Origin of the sequence: Rhizobium sp. BK399 (assembly GCF_014194695.1) — a bacterium.
Classification (GTDB): Bacteria; Pseudomonadota; Alphaproteobacteria; order Rhizobiales; family Rhizobiaceae; genus Rhizobium.
The window spans coordinates 14,581-30,965 of the sequence record NZ_JACIAH010000014.1 but is presented as its reverse complement, the minus strand read 5'-3'; the positions used below and the strand labels follow the sequence as shown (position 1 = coordinate 30,965).

The following is a 16,385-nucleotide window of genomic DNA, read 5'->3' as shown; positions in this document are numbered from 1 at the left end:
TTTAAGCGCCGAGCAGCGCAAGCACGCCGACTACCGCAAGCAAAATCGCCGCTAACACAAGACGATGAACAATGCTGTACCCGATTCTTCTCCCGATGCTGGCGCTTTCCGCGGTCGGCAAGATTTTCTGCGCCGCTGGGTTGCTGACAAATACTTGAAATAGGGCGAAAGCTATCCCCGCACCCACGATGACCAACAAAACGCCCATGCCAAACTGCTCCCAAGTCCCCAAAAATATTGGATGATTTCATCACATGGCATGTGGCGACGTGTAAGTGGGGACTATTGCTCTCCACAGTTATTTATTCCGTTGCCTTGGTTGTGCGATTTGTACGAAAAGGTATACCACAGCGGACAGGATGAAATAGCCAGCTATTGTGTCCGATAGGGTTGACATCAAGCGTTCGGACACATATTCATTCGGACGCAACCCTATCGGACACATGGAGCGACTAATGGCGACCTTCCTCTACGCCCGCGTATCGACCTCAGAGCAGACCCTTGGTCATCAGAAGACCCAAGCCGAGAAGGCTGGTTTCAGCTTCGACCATGTAGTCGCTGACCACGGTGTCTCTGGGGTGTCAGTCCTCATGAAGGACAGGCCCGAGGGCAAGCGCCTCTTCGACATGCTGAGAGCCGGTGACACACTCGTGGTGCGCTGGGTTGACCGGCTGGGCAGAAACTACGCTGACGTGACTGATACCATCAGGGAGTTCATGCGTCGGGGCGTGTTGATCAGGACGGTCATCAACAACATGACCTTTGACGGCTCGACCTCCGACGCCATGCAGATGGCCGTGAGAGACGCCATGATCAGCTTCATGGCTGCCTCTGCGCAGGCTCAGGCCGAGGCCACGAAGGAAGCTCAGAAGGCTGGTATCGCCAGTGCGAGAGACAAGGGCGACGATAGCTACAAGGGCCGGAAGCCGAGCTACACCCGAGAGCAGTATACCACGGTGACTGACCTCCTCGGGAAGAACGCCAGTGTGTCAGAGATCGCCCAGGCATCAGGCCTAACCCGCCAAACGGTCTATAGGATCAAGGAAGACCCAGCCGCTGCTGAGAAGGCGCTGGCTGTCTGGTCTCTTTAGGCTGGCTTCCTGCGAGGATTTGCGGGCGTTCGTTTCTCTTACCCTGATTATGCTTTTTGGCCTATGAGCGGCGGGTGGCCCTCAGGTTGAATCGCCCCGCCATCCAAGTTTCCGCCTCGCCATTGGGTGGTCCACTTCCAGCTGCACATGGGCTTGTTCCGCACGTAACCGAACATAGCCTCGGATGACCTTCTCGGTGAACTCATACCAGCCGGTCCTGTTGGCTGATAAGATCGCACCCGCACTTGGTTGTTTGAGGCTGTTCATCCTCGTGTTGAACTTATTTCGGTCGAGGGCTTCGATGTTTAGGGCCGTTGTAATTCGCGTGTAGGAGCCGAAGATGTCGGTACTTCTCCGCTGCAGCTCGTGGCCATCGGCAACAGCAAACAGAATGTACTGGTTGTCGTTGCTGTATTTTCTCGTCGCCGTGTCATAAGGAGCTTTCAGCTTCATTTCCATAGCATCACTGGCGTCCCGCATAGCGGCTTCGAAAAGCTCCCCGGTGACCCTGCCCCCATTTTGCGCTTCAAAAACCTGCCAAAACAACTTTTCAGAGATTAGGTGGACGTAGTGCGGGAACCCGTCAGATATTTTGGCGATGCGGTATGCGGTCGTATCGTCGATCTCGATACCGAGACGCTGCGCCGCGACCGACACGATCTCGATCCTCGCGTCCCAACCGAGTCGATCAAGGCTTACGGTGTGGAAATATCGATCAGCGCTGGCATGGGCTGACATGATGGCGTCAACGGTCTCACCAATCCCGCAGAAGATGAAACGAGCCGGGACGCGCTTGTCAGACAGCTGCTTTATGAAGTTAGCAAAATGCTCCTGCTCGACCTTATCCTTGATTTGGTCGAACTCATCTATGACGACAACAAGTTGCTCGCTGTATTTCTCGCAGAGGAAGCCCACAAGCCTCACAGCCTCATTGATGGTGCTTGGTTGCGGTACGGTCCCTTCTTGGGTTGAAACCTTCAAAGACCCTGTAAGCCAGCCGAGGTTCAGGCCACCGCCGCCTTCCCTAATCGTTTTCTCGACTACAGGGCTTCTACCCATCACCTCTTCAAAGAGGTCGCGTATGATGCTCGTGAAGCTATTGCTGTTGTCGCATCCCAGAATAATTGGGTCGTGCCGTGCTGAAGACAGGGAGAAGGCCGCGGTTTGTGCGAGGGATGATTTTCCCACGCCCCTAAATCCATGGATGAAGACGTGACGCCCGGGCGCATAGAGGGCCTTACGTATCCCATCCAGCTGTTCTTCACGACCGCGCAGGAACTCTTCCGATTGAAGAGGCTGAGAGGGGGATAGAACGTGGGCGAGGGCCTTGCCAAAATCGCCCTCTGGTTGGGTTACAACCGCTCGCAGGTTCCACAGTTCATCAACCATCATACTGCCTCGTCAGGAACCTCGATTCGCGCAGTAACAATTATAGGATGCTGAGTAGAACCAGTGCAAGGTACGGCTGCCGCTGCAGTACCCAGCGAAGCTGTCATACGCTATTGCCGCACCTTGTTGATTACCTTCTCCATCTCCACCTGAAATTCACGCTCTGTTTGTGGTGGGTCGTTTGGCCAGACAGCAAGAAGCTTCTGCACGTTCGGATTGCGCTTGGCCATCGCTACGTCTGCGGTGAGCGAGTCGGTCCACTCCTGGACTTGGTTCAGGACGGCGTCGTTGACGTTACCACCTCGGCTAAACAAGCTACTATTGCGCCACATAACATGCGCCTCAGACACTGCGAACAGGCCGCCCGTATACGCGAGGCTCCCAAGGTCAATCTTGGAGAAGTACTCCACACTCATCGCTGCTGAGGCGACACAAGGACCATCCCCGATTTTGAACCCGAGGACTGTGACAACCAATTTAGGGCTGAATGGCAGCGAAGCAGCGAGAGGTTCGCCGTAGACTGCGATCTTAGCGTTTTCGAGTTGTGCGCGAATACGGGCGGATATAGCGCTTGCGTTGGTGAAGCACTTATCATCGACCTGATCACTAACTTGCAACTCTACAGCACGTATGAGACCAATCGCATATTGAGCCTGTATTGAGGTTGTGCGGTCGAACCTTTCCTTCAGGTATTCGCCTTCGTTCGCATAAGGGCCTGTCGGCGTTTCGTCTGCGAGGGCCGTAGCGAACTGGGCGCTGGCCAACATACAACCGATTGCAAAGATTCGTATGCGTCTCATGAGTGTCCCCTTTTGATTATAGGGAAGCCACGCATTGAGGGAGCCGTCAATGCCAGATGCCCAGTCAGCTATGATTCACGTCCATTGATTTCGCAGACCGCAGGCCACGCATCGTGCTATATCGGCGGTTGGTCAGAATGATTGGTCAGAATGAAAATCAGCGTTCTCTGTAACGCGTTGATATAAAATCAGAAATTATGGTAATGAAATGATTGGTGGAGCTAAGCGGGATCGAACCACTGGCCTCTTGCATGCCATGCAATCGCTCCCCATCGATACCGACCAGCGAACGGGTCCCGAGATGCGCCGCGCGCTTTGATTAGCTCAGATCTCGACGAGCTGATTGTCATGCGCCGCAAAGGCGCCCGAAAATTCCGCCCTGGCATCGCATTCCATCTGATCCAGCTGTGTGTCCGTGCGCGAGGGCGCATGATGGAAAAGCGCGAACTTCTTGGCGCCCGCCATCTTCGCGAGTTCGACGCCGTGTTCCCAGGTGGAATGGCCGAAACCCTTGAAACGCTGCATCTCGTCTTCGTTGTAGGTGCAATCGTAGACGACGAGGTCGGCGTCCTTCATCATCTCCAGCGCAACCGGATCATGAACGCCCGGGATATGCTCGATGTCGTAAATCAGTGCGACCGAGCGACCGTTCCACTCGACGCGGTAACCGATCGCCCCACCCGGATGGTTCAGTGTGTAGGTCTTGATCTTGACGCCGGGACGCGGTTCCAGCGTCTGGCCGGCATGAAAATCGCGGAAGTTCATCGTCGCCTGGCAGATGTCGGTCTTCACAGGGAACCATGGCGGGCTGATGAACTGCTCGATCATCTCGCGCGTGCTCATCTTGCCGTCCAGGTGCCCCGACCAGATCGTCAGATCGATGGTCGGGTAGTAGATCGCCTTGAAGAACGGCAGGCCAATGATGTGGTCGTAGTGGCAGTGGCTGAAGAACAGGTCGACGTTGTGGACGTCCTCGCTGAGCATGGCAAGGCCGGCTTCGCGTACGCCCGATCCGGCGTCGAAGATCATCCGGTATTCACCGCAGCGGATTTCGATGCACGAGGTGTTGCCACCGTAGCGGACGAATTCGGGACCCGAGACCGGGATGCTGCCGCGAACGCCCCAAAACTTTACCTGAAACTGATCTTTACTCATCGCGTTTTCAAAATGGGCCGACCTAACAACGCTATCGTAATCCTATCACGATTAGCAAGCGACGCGTTGTTTTCCATGGACTTCCCTGTGTCGTTGGTACCGTTTCTAACCCTATCCGGTGAAGTGGTAGATTTTCCTAAGCAATCTGTTTTCGTTCCGGAAAGCAACTGCCTATGGTTTGTATTCGGTAAACGGACCCTGATGCCCGGCAAGGGACGCGGCAGGGTTCCGCAGCCTTCCTGCATTAAATGGTTGCTCGGCCCTGAAAATACAAATCCCGGCTCCTTACCCATTCGTCTTACCGGATCACGGCAGTATCGATCTTCGCCGGATGCCGCCGTCGTCTCAGTGCAACCCGCCGACACCTAGAAGACGCTCAACTGCATCCTGATCCTCAAGCAACGTTTGCGGCGCACCGGTAAACGCCAGGCGGCCGCGTTCGAGGACGATCACATGGTCGGCAAAGTCAAGCGCGCTCTGGATCCGCTGCTCGACAAGCAGGATTGTGATGTCGCCCGTGCGTGCCAGCTCGGCGAAGGCCGTCATCAGCTCCTCGCAGATGACGGGCGCCAGCCCCTCAAGCGGCTCGTCGAGCAGAAGCACCGACGGCCGGCCGAGAATGCTGCGTGCCGTCGATAGCATCTGCTGTTCGCCGCCCGAGAGCTGACCGCCGAGGTTGCGGCGCCGCTCCTTCAGGCGTGGGAACATCCCGTAGGCTTCCTCCAGTGCGCTTCTCGGGCGCCCCTTCAATCCGACGAAAAGGTTTTCCTCCACGGTCAATGTCGGGAAGATGCATCGTGCCTGCGGCACGTAGCCCAGTCCGGTGTGGGCGCGTGCTGCACTCGCCATTGCGGTCACATCGGTAGCACCGATGCGGATCGTGCCCGCGTAGCGCCTGGTCTGGCCGGCAAGTGTGGCAAGCAGCGTCGTCTTTCCCATGCCGTTTCGACCGAGGATCGCAAGGCGTGCGCCGGCCGGAACCTTGAACGAAACGTTTTCGAGGACGCGGGTCGGCCCATAGCCGGCCGACAGGTTCTCGACGTCAAGCGGCGTGGCTGGCATTGGCATAGCTCCCGAGATAGGCCTCGCGAACGCAGGCATCCTTGGTGACGTCAGCGGGCGACCCGTCGAAGATGATCGCGCCTGCAGCGAGGACGACGACGCGTTTGGCGAAGCGGAAGACGAGGTCCATGTCGTGCTCGATCATCAGGACGGCGAGATCGGCGGGCAGGTCGGCGAGCGCCTGCTCGATCCGTCCGGTATCGCTTTGGGGAACGCCGGCCGCCGGCTCGTCGAGGAGCAGTACCTTCGGCCTGAGAGCCATGGCAACGGCGATTTCGAGAAGCCGTTGCTGGCCATAGGCGATCTCGTTCACCCTGCGGTGCATCAGATGCGCAATGCCGAGTGTGGAAAGAAGGTCATTCACCTCGTCCATCACATCAGGCATGGAAAGGAAATTCCCGAACATGCGACCAGAACGTCTGCGGCGCTGGAGGATGGCAAGGGCAACGTGCTCGGCGGGCGTCATCTCCAGGAACAGCCGGGTGACCTGGAAGGATCTAACCAGGCCACGCTGGACGCGGCCGTTGGCGCCAACCCTGGTGACGATTTCGCCAGCAAGCCGGACATCTCCGGAATCGGGCTTCAGATTGCCCGTCACCAGATTGACGAAAGTGGTCTTTCCCGCGCCGTTTGGTCCGATCAGCGCCACCCGGTCGCCTGGCTCCATCGACAGGGAGACGTCGTTCGTCACAGCAAGCCCGCCGAAGGACTTCCTGAGGTTGATGACTTCGAAGACGGCGCTCATTCTCCCGCCTCCCTTCTGCGGCCGAGCAGGGCTGCAACGGAACCGTAAAGCCCCTTCGGCGCAAACAGGACCACCGCGATCAAAAGCACGCCCACCATGGTCAGCCAGTGAAACGGGTTTGCCGCCGAGACATAGTCCTCAAACAGCATGAAGATGACGGTTCCCGAAAGCGCGCCGAACAGCGAGCCCGTTCCACCGAGGACAAGCATGACCAGCGATTCGGCCGACAGCGTGAAGGAGAGACTGTCCAGACCAACCACCTGCGTGGTGATGGCGTTCAATGCCCCTCCGACGCCCGCAACGGCGCCGGAGACGACGTACATCTTCAACAGCGCTGCCTTCGGCGAGGCACCCATGGCGCGGATGCGCACCGGATCCTCCTTGATCCCGCGACACAACATGCCGAAGGGCGAGCGTACGAGAAGGCGCAGAAGCACGAAGACGAGAACAAGCAGGACGATCGCGAAAACATAGGCGGTGTGGCCGTAGAGATCGAATTCGAACGTACCGAAGATCGGGTCAGCGGAAATGCCGGACAGGCCATCACTGCCGCCGGTCCAGCTTGATGTCTTGTTGGCGAATTCGTGGAAGAGATGGATGAGGGCGATAGACAGCACCAGTTGGGGAAGGCCATGGCCACGCAGGATGACCACGCCGCTGACGAGCCCGGCGAGCGCGCCGCCGAGGACGCCTGCCAGCGTCATCAGCAGGGGATCATTGATGCCGTAGTGCGCCGACAGGATGCCGGCCGCATATGCGCCCGATCCGAAGAGGGCTGCATGGCCGAGCGTCGCGATGCCACAATAGCCGGTGACGAGGTCAAGCGACAGGACAAGCAGGGCGACTGCGACGATGCGGGTGAGCAGGGCCAGATTGTCTGGGAAAAGCAGGTAGCCGATGACGGCAGCAATGGTAATGACGGCAACGCCCGCCAGATCCCGTCCCGCCTGACGGCGCGGGCGGGCTTGAGCAAGCAGGGCTCTTTCGGTGTTCATGACGGCAGCCAATCTATTTCATCCTCCCCGCAAGGCCACGCGGAAAGATGCAGATGATGGCGATGACCGCGAGGTAGAAGAAGAATTCGCCGAATTCCGGCATGAGGTAACGCCCGGTCGTGTCGACAGCACCGAGAAGCAGGCAGGCAACGAGTGCGCCGGGGATCGAGCCCGCGCCGCCGACCGAGACGACGACAAGGAAGGTCACCATGTACCTCAGGGCATAGTAGGGTTCGACGGGCAGCAGTTCCGCGCCGACCACGCCGCCGAAGGCGGCAAGGCCGACGGCAACGGCAAAACTTAAGGCATAGATGATTTCGGTGCGCACCCCGAGTGCAGCCGCCATGGCGGCATTGTCGACGGAGGCGCGCAGCTTGACCCCGAAGCTGGTTCTTTCAATCGCATACCAGAGACCGGCGGCGACAGCGAGCCCGCAGAAAATCGCGAAGAGTCGGTGAACGGGAATTGTCCGGAACCCGAGATCGGCCGAGCCCTGAAGATCTTGCGGCAGGGGGATCGTCTTCAGCGTCGGGCCGAACACATAGTTGGCAATGCCTATGATGCAGAAGGTGATGCCGATGGTCATCAGCACCTGCGTCAGCTCAGGCGCTCCGTAGATGCGCCGGTACAGAAAGCGTTCGATAGGAACCGCGATAATGACGGTGCCGACAACCGCCAGAAGGACAGCGATGCCGTAGCCAAGCCCGAGGTCGCGCGCAGCATAGGAGGCAATGTAGCCGCCGATCATGGCGAATGCGCCGTGCGCGAGATTGACGACCCGCATCAACCCCATCGTCACCGACAGACCGATCGAGATGACGAACAGTACCATGCCATAGGCGAGCGCATCGACGGCTATGCTGAAGACAGTTTGCATGAGGCTATCCCGATGCTGTTTGGGCGCGGCAGGCAAGCCCGCCTGCAGCTTTTGCGCTGCAGACTTTCCTCTCCGGCCGCAGGATCAAAGGCCTTTACTTGGCGGCCGCAAGGCCAGGGTCGCCCTGCTTTTCGAACGTCTGGATCTCCTTGTTGTAATAGGTGCCATCGTCGGCCTTCGTCACCTCGCGCAGGTAGATGTTCTGTGTGATATGGCGGCTCTCGGGATCGATCGTTACCGGACCGCGCGGGCTGACCCAGGTCAGGCCTTTGACCGCTTCGACGGCCTTGGCCGCATCCTGCTTGCCGCCGGTTGCCTCGATCATCTTGTAGATGACATTCATGCCGTCATAAGCACCGACGGCTGGAAAGGAGAGTTCCGCCTTGTTGCCGATCGCCTTTGCCGCAGCCTCGACGAAGGCCTTGTTCTCGGGCGAGTCGTGCGAGACGGCATAATGGAAGGTCGTCTTGATGCCGAGAGCGGCATCGCCGAGGGCCGGAAGGTCGGATTCCTGCGTCAGGTCGCCAGGAGCAAAGAACTTGATGCCGGCAGCCTTGAGGCCGTTCTCGTTGTAGGCCTTGACGAAGCCGAGCGTAGTCGGGCCTGAGGGCAGGAACGCAAACACCCCTTGGGCGCCCGAGTCCTTGATCCGCTGCATGATAGGACTGAAATCATTGGTCGAGAGCGGCATGCGGATCGCCTCGACGACCTTGCCGCCTTCCTTCTCGAAGGCAGCCTTGAAGGCGTTCTCGGCATCGACGCCCGGACCATAATCGCTGACCACCGAAATAACTTTGCTGACGCCGTCGTCATGGGCAACCTTGGCGATCGGTGTCGAGGTCTGCCACGTGGTGAACGACGTGCGCACCACCAGTGGGCTCTTCGTGACGATGGCCGATGTTGCCGCATTCATGATCACGAGCGGCGTGTTCGCCTGCTTCAGGATCGGTGCCACGGCCATGGCGTCGGGCGTGAAATAGAAGCCAGCAAGGTACTGCACCTTCTCCTTGACCACCAGTTCCTGCGCCAGGGCCTTCGACTGCGCGGGATCGGCGGCCGGCAGGTCGCGATAGATCACCTCGACGGTGTTGTCTGCGACCTTGGCGCCGTTGATCGCCATATAGGCGTCAATGCCGGCCTTGAAATTCTTACCCTGCAGGGCAAACGGACCCGAGAACGGACCGACCACGCCAACCTTGATGGTCTCTGCATAGGCCGCCGTGCTCATGACGATCGCCGCGACGGCAGCCAGGACAAACCGTTTCATAAAATCCTCCCAATAACGATGGCGCACTCCCACGCCGGATTAGCAAAGAGCCAAAACCGTGGCGATAGTGTCTCACCCAAAACGGTGATGTAAAATGAAATAAAAGCCGCAAATCATAGTTCAGGGGTTATGGTTTCGCGCCGATCCTTTCGATAGTTCCTGCCAGTTGAAGGCCGAGCCGAAGGGATGCGGCCGATGCCATAACCATTTGCGGCAGGATCAACCATTCCAGCATCCAGGCAGCACCCGAGCGCTCCTGTTCGTGCACCAGCGACTGGTGGCATCCAGACAGCAGGGTTGCATTGAACCGCGCAAGCGCCACCAATGCTTCCGCAGCCACCGGGTTCTGCTTGTGCGCCATGGCGGAGGAGCCGCCTCCGCCCGAAAGCTCGATCTCGTCGCCCGCCTGCGCAAGCAGCGCGACATCCTGGCCGACCTTACCGAGGCTGCCCGAGATCAGCGACAGCAGACCCGCATAGTCGGCAATAACAGCGCGCTGGCTTTGCCATTGCGGGATGTCGGAAAGGCCGATTTCCCTGGCAAGGGTCGCGCGGATCGCATCTGCCCTGTCATCCAGCCTGTCCAGCGTGCCCGCGGCACCCCCGAACTGCAAGGGCAGACGCTGCTCGGTCAACCTGTCGCGATAGCAGTCGATGGGTGCCCGCCAGGCGCAGATGCGATCCGAAACGGTAATCTTTATCGCCGCCTGCATGCGCGTCCGCCCCATCAGCGGATTGTGTCCAAAGGACCTGTCGAGATTGTCAAACGCGGTCGACAGGTCAGAGAGCCGGTTGGATAGCAGGAAGGCGACAGCCTTCAGGCGGACCATGAGGCTGGTGTCGATGACGTCCTGGCTGGTGGCGCCGAGATGCACGAACTCGGAATAGGGATCGCCAACGACCTTCCGGAGCTGTTTGACGAGATCGGCAACGACCACGCCGTCGCGGGCTGTCGCGACCCTCAGCTCCAGAAAATCCGGCCTGAAGGTCTTGCAGGCGTCGCCGATGTGGTGGGCAGCTTCATGCGGAATGAGGCCCTCGGCCGCTTCGGCCTTTGCCAATGCAGCCTCGAAGGCAAGCATGGTGCTGATATCGGTCTCTACCGAAAAATAGTGGCCAATTTCTTCGTCGCCGAGAAGCCCGGACAGTAAAGGGTGGTCAAAGGCTGAGACGGTCATCTGTGGTTCCCTTCCTCAAATATCGAGGAACACGGTCTCCCGCTCGCCCTGGAGACGGATATCGAAGGTCAATGTCGACCCCTCCCTCGTCGCGATCAGTGTATCGACACGGTCCCGGTGCTCGATGCGCAAGAGCAGCGGGTCTGCCTGGTTCGCCTCGACCTCCTCGGGAAAATACATGCGCGTGTGCAGGCCGATGTTGATGCCGCGAGCGACAATCCAGACGGTTAGGTGCGGTGCCATCTTTCGTCCGTCCTTGAACGGGACGACACCTGGCTTGACGGTTTCGAAGGTGAAGACGCCATCCTCCGCGCGGGTTGCGCACCGGCCCCAACCGGTAAAGTTCGGATCGGCAGTGCCGCGCATTTCCGAGGGGCTGTTGTAGAGGCCGGCGCTGTCGGCCTGCCAGATTTCGATGACGGCATCGCGCACCAGCGCGCCCGCACCGTCGAACACGCGGCCTGTCACCGTGATGCGCTCGCCGAGCGTCTTGTCGTTGACCATGACCGTGCCGAGGTCGGTGTCGTAGACCCCTTCGATCGCACAGAAGTTGGGGGTGAGCCCGATGTGAACGTAAGGGCCCGCCGTCTGCGACGGCGTTTCCTTGAGGTAGCCGAGTTCCTGTACCATCAGTTTCCCTCCGGGCGGTTTTCGAACATCGTCGAGCGGCGTCCGCGCAGCACGATGTCGAACTTGTAGGCGCGAGCGTCCATCGGGATCGTGTTGCCCCAGTCGAGCGGCGCAATCAACTGCTCGATGGCGCGCTTGTCGGGGATGGTGCCCACGATCGGACATTTCCAGATCATCGGATCCCCCTCGAAATACATCTGGGTGATCAGGCGCTGGGCAAAGCCGTGGCCGAAGATCGAGAAATGGATATGGGCCGGCCGCCAGTCATTGACCCCATTCGGCCACGGATAGGCGCCGGGGCGAACGGTCCTGAAGGCATAGCGCCCCTCGTCGTCCGTTACACAGCGCCCGCAACCGCCAAAGTTCGGGTCGATCGCGGCAAGGTAGGTTTCCTTCTTGTGTCGGTAACGGCCGCCGGCGTTGGCCTGCCAGAACTCGACGAGGGCACCCGGTACCGGGCGCGCGCGCTCATCGAGGACACGGCCGTGGACGACGATACGCTCGCCGATCGCACTTTCACCCGGCCGGGCATAGTTGTGGATCAGATCGTTGTCGAGCTCGCCGATCATCGATTGCCCGAAGACCGGGCCAGTTATCTCGGAGATCGTTCCTTCGAGCGACAGGAGCGCGCGCTGCGGCGAGCGCAGGACGGAGGTCTTGTAGCCCGGCGTGAGGGCTGGTGCATGCCAAGCCCGGTCACGGGCAAAGAAGGCGCCTGTTTCCGGCTTGCGATTGGTGAGGTCGGACATCCCTTAAGCCTTTCGGACTGCCGTTCCGGCGTCCATCTGTTCGAACACGTGCTTGGCAATCTTGATTGCGTGATTGGCGGCCGGGACACCGGCGTAGATCGCCACATGCAGCAGCGCCTCGCAAATATCGTCGCGCGATGCGCCGGTGTTTTCGGTGGCACGCACATGCATCGCCACCTCGTCGTCCTGACCGAGTGCTGCAAGCAGAGCGATGGTGACGATCGACCGCTCGCGACGCGACAAGGTCGTGCGCGACCAGACATGTCCCCAGGCAGCTTCCGTGATCAGGTCCTGGAACGGCTTGTCGAACGGAGTAGCGTTTGCCTCGGCCCGGTCGACATGGGCATCACCGAGGACGGCGCGGCGCGTGGCCATCCCCTGCTCAAACCGTTCTGAGGGCTGGTGGGGTTCGTTCATGGGCTCGTTTCTCCATGCAATGCGCTATCGATGAATGCCCGGATCAAGACCGCCAGGGCCTCGGGCTGCTCTACACAGGGGATATGACCGGCGTCGTGAATGACCTCGAAGCGCGCGCCAGGAATGAGTTTTGCAGTCGACTTCACCAGATCAGGCGGAGTTGACCCGTCCTCTTCCCCGACGACACAGAGCGTCGGCACCGTGATCTTTGCCGCAGCATCGGTGTAGTCGGCATCGCGGATGGCCTCGCAGGTGGCGATGTATCCCTCGACGGGCTGGCGAACGAGCATGTTGTGGTAGCCGCGGTAGGCGGTGTTCTCCGGCCGCCTGAAGGCCGGGGTGAACCAGAGCTTCATGACGCCGTCGACGATGCTTTCGATGCCCTTGCTTTTGACCGTCGCAATCCTTGCGTTCCAGCTCTCGGCCGTGCCGATCTTGTGCGCGGTATCGCAAAGGATCAGTCCCTGCACGAGGTCCGGCCGCGTGCTGTAGAGCGCCTGCGCGATCAGTCCGCCGACGGAAAGTCCGCAGATGATCGCCTTCCTGACCGATAGAAGCTCGAGCAGGCCAGCAAGGTCAGAGGCATGGTCTTCGATCGAATAGGGAACCTGGCCAACGTCAGAAAGTCCGTGCCCACGCTTGTCGTAGACAATGATCCCGTAGTCACCGGCCAGGCGCACGATCACATCCCGCCAGATGCGGAAATCGGTGCCGAGCGAATTGGAAAAGACGATGACCGGCTTGTCGGCGGGGCCGCCGATCAGCTGGTAGTGGATCGCGATGTCGTTGATGCGGGCAAACTGCACGGCTTTCTCCTCCCTACGGCAATCCCGGGCAAGCCGCGGGTCGACTTGATGGAGGATCTGCGCGGGCCCGGGATCAAATTGGATGTTTAATCTGGTTAGGTAAAATGATATTTCATGGCATTCCGATAACCCACAAGTTATGAGAACCATGATCGACAACCGGGTCAAGTTTCGTCATCTGCAGACATTTGTCGAGGTCGCGCGCCAGAAAAGCGTCATGAAGGCGGCTGATCTCCTGAATGTCAGCCAACCCGCTGTGACGAAGACGATCCGCGAACTGGAAGAGGTGCTGGGCGTTGCCGTTTTCGAGCGCGATGGTCGCGGCATCAGGATCACCCGTTACGGCGATGTGTTTCTCAGGCATGCGGGCGCAGCACTGACCGCGCTTCGCCAGGGTCTCGATTCGGTCAGTCAGGAACGCTTCGGGGAAGCGCCGCCAATCCGCATTGGGGCACTGCCAACAGTGTCGACGCGCATCATGCCGCGAGCGATGGAGCTGTTTCTCAAGGAAAACACCTGGAGCCGCATCAAGATCGTCACGGGCGAGAATGCGGTTCTTCTCGAGCAGCTGCGCGTGGGCGACCTTGACCTTGTCGTCGGCCGGCTTGCCGGGGCCGAGAAAATGGCCGGGTTTTCCTTCGAGCATCTCTATTCGGAAAAGGTGGTGTTCGCCGTTCGGGCGGGTCATCCGCTGCTGAAGACCAGACAATCGCTGTTTTCGAGCCTCAGCGAGTACACGGTGCTGATGCCGACGCGGGCATCAATCATCCGCCCCTTCGTCGAAAGCTTCCTGATCGCCAACGGAGTCGCTAGCCTGCCGAACCAGATCGAAACGGTTTCGGATTCCTTCGGGCGCGCCTTCGTGCGCACGAGCGATGCCATCTGGATCATTTCGACGGGCGTCGTTGCCACCGACATTGCCGATGGCCTGCTTTCGGTCCTGCCGATCGATACGAGCGAGACGCAAGGGCCGGTCGGACTGACAATGCGTACCGATGAAATCCCCTCACTGCCGCTGTCGATCCTGATGCATACCATCCGTGAAGCGGCAACCGAGGCAACCGCAGCCTAGCCGGCCTGTTCCCTGGAATGACCGCGTGTTATCGTGACACGCGTGCAACTGCGCCGGGGAGCCAGACGATGGGAAGTGCAGCCGCATTACATGGGACATGGCGAATGATTTCCTGGACGCGTCGGGCCGTCGCGACTGGAATGGTCACGAATGCGATGGGACCGGATCCGGTCGGCTATCTCTCCTACCATCCGGATGGGAGGGTGATGGCTGTCGTGGTTAGCCGCGAGCGGCCGGCGATCAAGGGAGAGGTGCCTACTGACGCGGAAAAGGTTGCGCTGTTCGATTCCATGCTCGCCTACGCCGGCACCTACACCTTCGAGAACGGACGCGTCGTGCACCATGTCGATGCAAGCTGGAACCCCGCCTGGGGCGTTAGCGACCTGATCCGTCCGTTTTCCATCGACGGCAACAGGCTGAAGATCAGCGGCGCCCCCGGGGTCGATCCGAAGACTGGCGAGGAAGTTGTCTACGAACTTGAGTTCCGCAAGGTATGATCTCGGATCCGAATGAAGTTCATCTTCAGAACTGAACACCATTCGCGCTCAGACGCTGCGATGGATAAACTGCTGTTTGCGCAGAAGAAGGCTGATGACATCCTTGGCATGATCCAGGCCGGGGCAGCACTCGTTCCGCTTTCAATGCAATAAGACCGATCCCGCTGTCGTACTATCGGCACAGCCCGTGGAACACCGACTCCAATGGCTAAGGACCCGCGACGGGAAAGAGAGACGCTTCCCAAACGGCACTCAGTTGATCCTGGTTGAAATTTTGTTTTCCTAAAGCAACTGCGCAGTGCAGGGCATCGCCGACCGCTCATTCAGTCGCGCATCTGGCCCTGTTACCGGGGCGAGCAGCGGTGGGACGCATTTACCACCGCCGCTCTCCATGCACCCTTCCGTGGATGTCGGAAGGGATCTAGTAGGGAAGGCCGACGTAGTTTTCCGCAAGCGCAGTCGCTGCTGCTCTCGAATGCGTCAGATAGTCGAGTTCGGCTTCCTGAATCCTTTGGTCGAAGTTACCGGCGTCGGGAAACCGGTGCATCATTGTTGTCATCCACCAGGAGAACCGTACCGCCTTCCACACCCGAGCAAGCGCTCGCTGGGAATAGGCGTCGATGCCTGCGTTCGAACGATCCTGGTAGTGTTCGAGGAGGCCCGAGAAGAGATAATGCACGTCGCTCGCGGCGAGATTGAGACCTTTTGCACCGGTCGGCGGAACGATGTGGGCGGCATCGCCGACCAGGAACATTCGGCCGAAACGCATCGGCTCGGCAACGAAGGAACGCAGCGGCGCGATCGACTTTTCGAATGAGGGCGCCGTCTGAAGTGCCTCTGCATGGTGTACTGGGAGCCGACGACGAAGCTCGTCCCAGAACCTGTCATCGCTCCAGTCTTCAATCCTCTCGGTCAGCGCACACTGGATGTAATAGCGGCTGCGGTGCGTTGAGCGCATCGAACAAAGCGCAAAGCCTCTGGCATGGTTGGCGTAGATCAGTTCGTGGCTGACGGGGGCAACCTCGGCCAGTATTCCAAGCCAGCCGAAGGGATAGACCTTCTCGACCGTGCGCAGCGATCGCTCCGGCGCCGCCTTGCGGCTGACGCCGTGGAAGCCATCGCAGCCGGCGATGAAATCGCAGTCGATCCGATGAGAACTGCCGTCCTTCTCGTAGGTCAGGTAAGGGCTGGCGCCATCGAAATCATGCAGGAGGACATTCGCTGTCTCGTAGATTGTCACAGCCCCACTTGCCTCGCGTCGCTCCATCAGGTCGCGGGTCAGTTCGGTCTGACCGTAGACCATGACCTTCTTGCCGCCGGTCAGGGCAGATAGATCGATGCGGTGATCGCGTCCGTCGAAGGCAAGGGAGAATCCTTCATGCGGAAGGCCTTCAGCGTGGATGCGGGCGCCGGCCTTCGCCTGGTCGATCAGGCCGACGGTTCCTTCTTCCAATACCCCGGCGCGAACGCGGCCCAGAATGTAGTCTTTTCCGACGCGGTCCACGATGACGTTGTCGATGCCGGCCTCGGTCAAAAGCTGCCCGAGAAGAAGGCCAGACGGGCCCGAGCCGATGATGGCGACCTTCGTGCGCATGCTCTCCTCCCGCACTTGCCTTTGGTCAAATTTTGACGATGCAAGGCGCGGTCAGCAATGGA

At 59.5% G+C, this 16,385-nt stretch carries 18 protein-coding genes; 3 read left to right on the top strand and 15 right to left on the bottom strand.

Annotated elements, in window-relative coordinates:
• Position 1: 1 nt before the first annotated feature.
• A complete protein-coding gene (locus FHT97_RS23510; RefSeq protein WP_183864443.1) occupies positions 2-208 on the bottom strand; it encodes a hypothetical protein in 207 nt (68 codons plus the stop codon).
• Between the two features lie 247 nt (positions 209-455).
• On the opposite strand from FHT97_RS23510, the gene FHT97_RS23505 reads away from it, so the two are divergent.
• Complete coding sequence (locus FHT97_RS23505) at positions 456-1,091, top strand: recombinase family protein (protein WP_113489498.1); 636 nt, start codon at positions 456-458, stop codon at positions 1,089-1,091.
• An 81-nt stretch (positions 1,092-1,172) separates the two neighbouring features.
• Here FHT97_RS23505 and FHT97_RS23500 read toward each other — a convergent pair whose 3' ends face one another.
• The 13 genes from FHT97_RS23500 to pcaD form a co-directional block, all read right to left on the bottom strand.
• On the bottom strand, positions 1,173-2,483 hold the full coding sequence (locus tag FHT97_RS23500; RefSeq protein WP_113489497.1) for an ATP-binding protein: 1,311 nt from the start codon (positions 2,481-2,483) through the stop codon (positions 1,173-1,175).
• Between the two features lie 107 nt (positions 2,484-2,590).
• On the bottom strand, positions 2,591-3,280 hold the full coding sequence (locus tag FHT97_RS23495) for a hypothetical protein (protein WP_162764138.1): 690 nt from the start codon (positions 3,278-3,280) through the stop codon (positions 2,591-2,593).
• 324 nt (positions 3,281-3,604) lie between these two features.
• Positions 3,605-4,435, bottom strand: coding sequence for an MBL fold metallo-hydrolase (locus tag FHT97_RS23490; protein WP_183757322.1), 831 nt, complete (start codon positions 4,433-4,435; stop codon positions 3,605-3,607).
• A 345-nt stretch (positions 4,436-4,780) separates the two neighbouring features.
• Positions 4,781-5,497: an ABC transporter ATP-binding protein gene (locus FHT97_RS23485; protein WP_183864442.1), complete on the bottom strand. Its 717-nt coding sequence runs from the start codon at positions 5,495-5,497 to the stop codon at positions 4,781-4,783.
• A complete protein-coding gene (locus FHT97_RS23480; RefSeq protein WP_183757320.1) occupies positions 5,478-6,242 on the bottom strand; it encodes an ABC transporter ATP-binding protein in 765 nt (254 codons plus the stop codon). The genes FHT97_RS23485 and FHT97_RS23480 overlap by 20 nt, the downstream gene beginning before the upstream one ends.
• Complete coding sequence (locus FHT97_RS23475) at positions 6,239-7,237, bottom strand: branched-chain amino acid ABC transporter permease (protein WP_183864441.1); 999 nt, start codon at positions 7,235-7,237, stop codon at positions 6,239-6,241. Before FHT97_RS23475 ends, FHT97_RS23480 begins: the two co-directional genes overlap by 4 nt.
• 13 nt (positions 7,238-7,250) lie before the next feature.
• Entirely contained in the window at positions 7,251-8,114 is an 864-nt protein-coding gene (locus tag FHT97_RS23470; RefSeq protein WP_183864440.1) for a branched-chain amino acid ABC transporter permease, read from the bottom strand.
• A gap of 94 nt (positions 8,115-8,208) precedes the next feature.
• Positions 8,209-9,381 carry an ABC transporter substrate-binding protein gene (locus FHT97_RS23465; RefSeq protein ID WP_183864439.1) on the bottom strand — a complete coding sequence of 391 codons (1,173 nt, stop codon included), beginning with the start codon at positions 9,379-9,381 and terminating at the stop codon, positions 8,209-8,211.
• Positions 9,382-9,508: 127 nt separating this feature from the next.
• Positions 9,509-10,558 (bottom strand): 3-carboxy-cis,cis-muconate cycloisomerase, encoded by a 1,050-nt coding sequence (locus FHT97_RS23460; protein WP_183864438.1) that lies wholly within the window; start codon positions 10,556-10,558, stop codon positions 9,509-9,511.
• A 15-nt stretch (positions 10,559-10,573) separates the two neighbouring features.
• Complete coding sequence (pcaG, locus tag FHT97_RS23455; protein WP_183757315.1) at positions 10,574-11,188, bottom strand: protocatechuate 3,4-dioxygenase subunit alpha; 615 nt, start codon at positions 11,186-11,188, stop codon at positions 10,574-10,576.
• Positions 11,188-11,937 carry a protocatechuate 3,4-dioxygenase subunit beta gene (gene pcaH / locus FHT97_RS23450; protein WP_183757314.1) on the bottom strand — a complete coding sequence of 250 codons (750 nt, stop codon included), beginning with the start codon at positions 11,935-11,937 and terminating at the stop codon, positions 11,188-11,190. The genes pcaG and pcaH overlap by 1 nt, the downstream gene beginning before the upstream one ends.
• Positions 11,938-11,940: 3 nt before the next feature.
• On the bottom strand, positions 11,941-12,354 hold the full coding sequence (gene pcaC, locus FHT97_RS23445; protein ID WP_183757313.1) for a 4-carboxymuconolactone decarboxylase: 414 nt from the start codon (positions 12,352-12,354) through the stop codon (positions 11,941-11,943).
• Positions 12,351-13,160 carry a 3-oxoadipate enol-lactonase gene (gene pcaD, locus FHT97_RS23440; protein WP_183757312.1) on the bottom strand — a complete coding sequence of 270 codons (810 nt, stop codon included), beginning with the start codon at positions 13,158-13,160 and terminating at the stop codon, positions 12,351-12,353. Before pcaD ends, pcaC begins: the two co-directional genes overlap by 4 nt.
• Before the next feature lie 148 nt (positions 13,161-13,308).
• On the opposite strand from pcaD, the gene pcaQ reads away from it, so the two are divergent.
• Both pcaQ and FHT97_RS23430 read left to right on the top strand, forming a co-directional pair.
• A complete protein-coding gene (gene pcaQ, locus FHT97_RS23435; RefSeq protein WP_183757311.1) occupies positions 13,309-14,232 on the top strand; it encodes a pca operon transcription factor PcaQ in 924 nt (307 codons plus the stop codon).
• 68 nt (positions 14,233-14,300) lie between these two features.
• On the top strand, positions 14,301-14,729 hold the full coding sequence (locus FHT97_RS23430) for a lipocalin-like domain-containing protein (RefSeq protein WP_183757310.1): 429 nt from the start codon (positions 14,301-14,303) through the stop codon (positions 14,727-14,729).
• 421 nt (positions 14,730-15,150) lie between these two features.
• Here the strand turns inward: FHT97_RS23430 and pobA are convergent, their stop codons facing one another.
• Positions 15,151-16,323, bottom strand: coding sequence for a 4-hydroxybenzoate 3-monooxygenase (pobA, locus tag FHT97_RS23425; RefSeq protein ID WP_183757308.1), 1,173 nt, complete (start codon positions 16,321-16,323; stop codon positions 15,151-15,153).
• Positions 16,324-16,385: the final 62 nt, after the last annotated feature.

Excerpts from the sequence above, each read along its gene's own strand:
- FHT97_RS23510 (WP_183864443.1), bottom strand. The coding sequence starts at position 208 with ATGGGCGTTTTGTTGGTCATCGTGGGTGCGGGGATAGCTTTCGCCCTA.
- FHT97_RS23505 (WP_113489498.1), top strand. The coding sequence starts at position 456 with ATGGCGACCTTCCTCTACGCCCGCGTATCGACCTCAGAGCAGACCCTT.
- FHT97_RS23500 (WP_113489497.1), bottom strand. The coding sequence starts at position 2,483 with ATGATGGTTGATGAACTGTGGAACCTGCGAGCGGTTGTAACCCAACCA.
- FHT97_RS23495 (WP_162764138.1), bottom strand. The coding sequence starts at position 3,280 with ATGAGACGCATACGAATCTTTGCAATCGGTTGTATGTTGGCCAGCGCC.
- FHT97_RS23490 (WP_183757322.1), bottom strand. The coding sequence starts at position 4,435 with ATGAGTAAAGATCAGTTTCAGGTAAAGTTTTGGGGCGTTCGCGGCAGC.
- FHT97_RS23485 (WP_183864442.1), bottom strand. The coding sequence starts at position 5,497 with ATGCCAGCCACGCCGCTTGACGTCGAGAACCTGTCGGCCGGCTATGGG.
- FHT97_RS23480 (WP_183757320.1), bottom strand. The coding sequence starts at position 6,242 with ATGAGCGCCGTCTTCGAAGTCATCAACCTCAGGAAGTCCTTCGGCGGG.
- FHT97_RS23475 (WP_183864441.1), bottom strand. The coding sequence starts at position 7,237 with ATGAACACCGAAAGAGCCCTGCTTGCTCAAGCCCGCCCGCGCCGTCAG.
- FHT97_RS23470 (WP_183864440.1), bottom strand. The coding sequence starts at position 8,114 with ATGCAAACTGTCTTCAGCATAGCCGTCGATGCGCTCGCCTATGGCATG.
- FHT97_RS23465 (WP_183864439.1), bottom strand. The coding sequence starts at position 9,381 with ATGAAACGGTTTGTCCTGGCTGCCGTCGCGGCGATCGTCATGAGCACG.
- FHT97_RS23460 (WP_183864438.1), bottom strand. The coding sequence starts at position 10,558 with ATGACCGTCTCAGCCTTTGACCACCCTTTACTGTCCGGGCTTCTCGGC.
- pcaG (WP_183757315.1), bottom strand. The coding sequence starts at position 11,188 with ATGGTACAGGAACTCGGCTACCTCAAGGAAACGCCGTCGCAGACGGCG.
- pcaH (WP_183757314.1), bottom strand. The coding sequence starts at position 11,937 with ATGTCCGACCTCACCAATCGCAAGCCGGAAACAGGCGCCTTCTTTGCC.
- pcaC (WP_183757313.1), bottom strand. The coding sequence starts at position 12,354 with ATGAACGAACCCCACCAGCCCTCAGAACGGTTTGAGCAGGGGATGGCC.
- pcaQ (WP_183757311.1), top strand. The coding sequence starts at position 13,309 with ATGATCGACAACCGGGTCAAGTTTCGTCATCTGCAGACATTTGTCGAG.
- FHT97_RS23430 (WP_183757310.1), top strand. The coding sequence starts at position 14,301 with ATGGGAAGTGCAGCCGCATTACATGGGACATGGCGAATGATTTCCTGG.
- pobA (WP_183757308.1), bottom strand. The coding sequence starts at position 16,323 with ATGCGCACGAAGGTCGCCATCATCGGCTCGGGCCCGTCTGGCCTTCTT.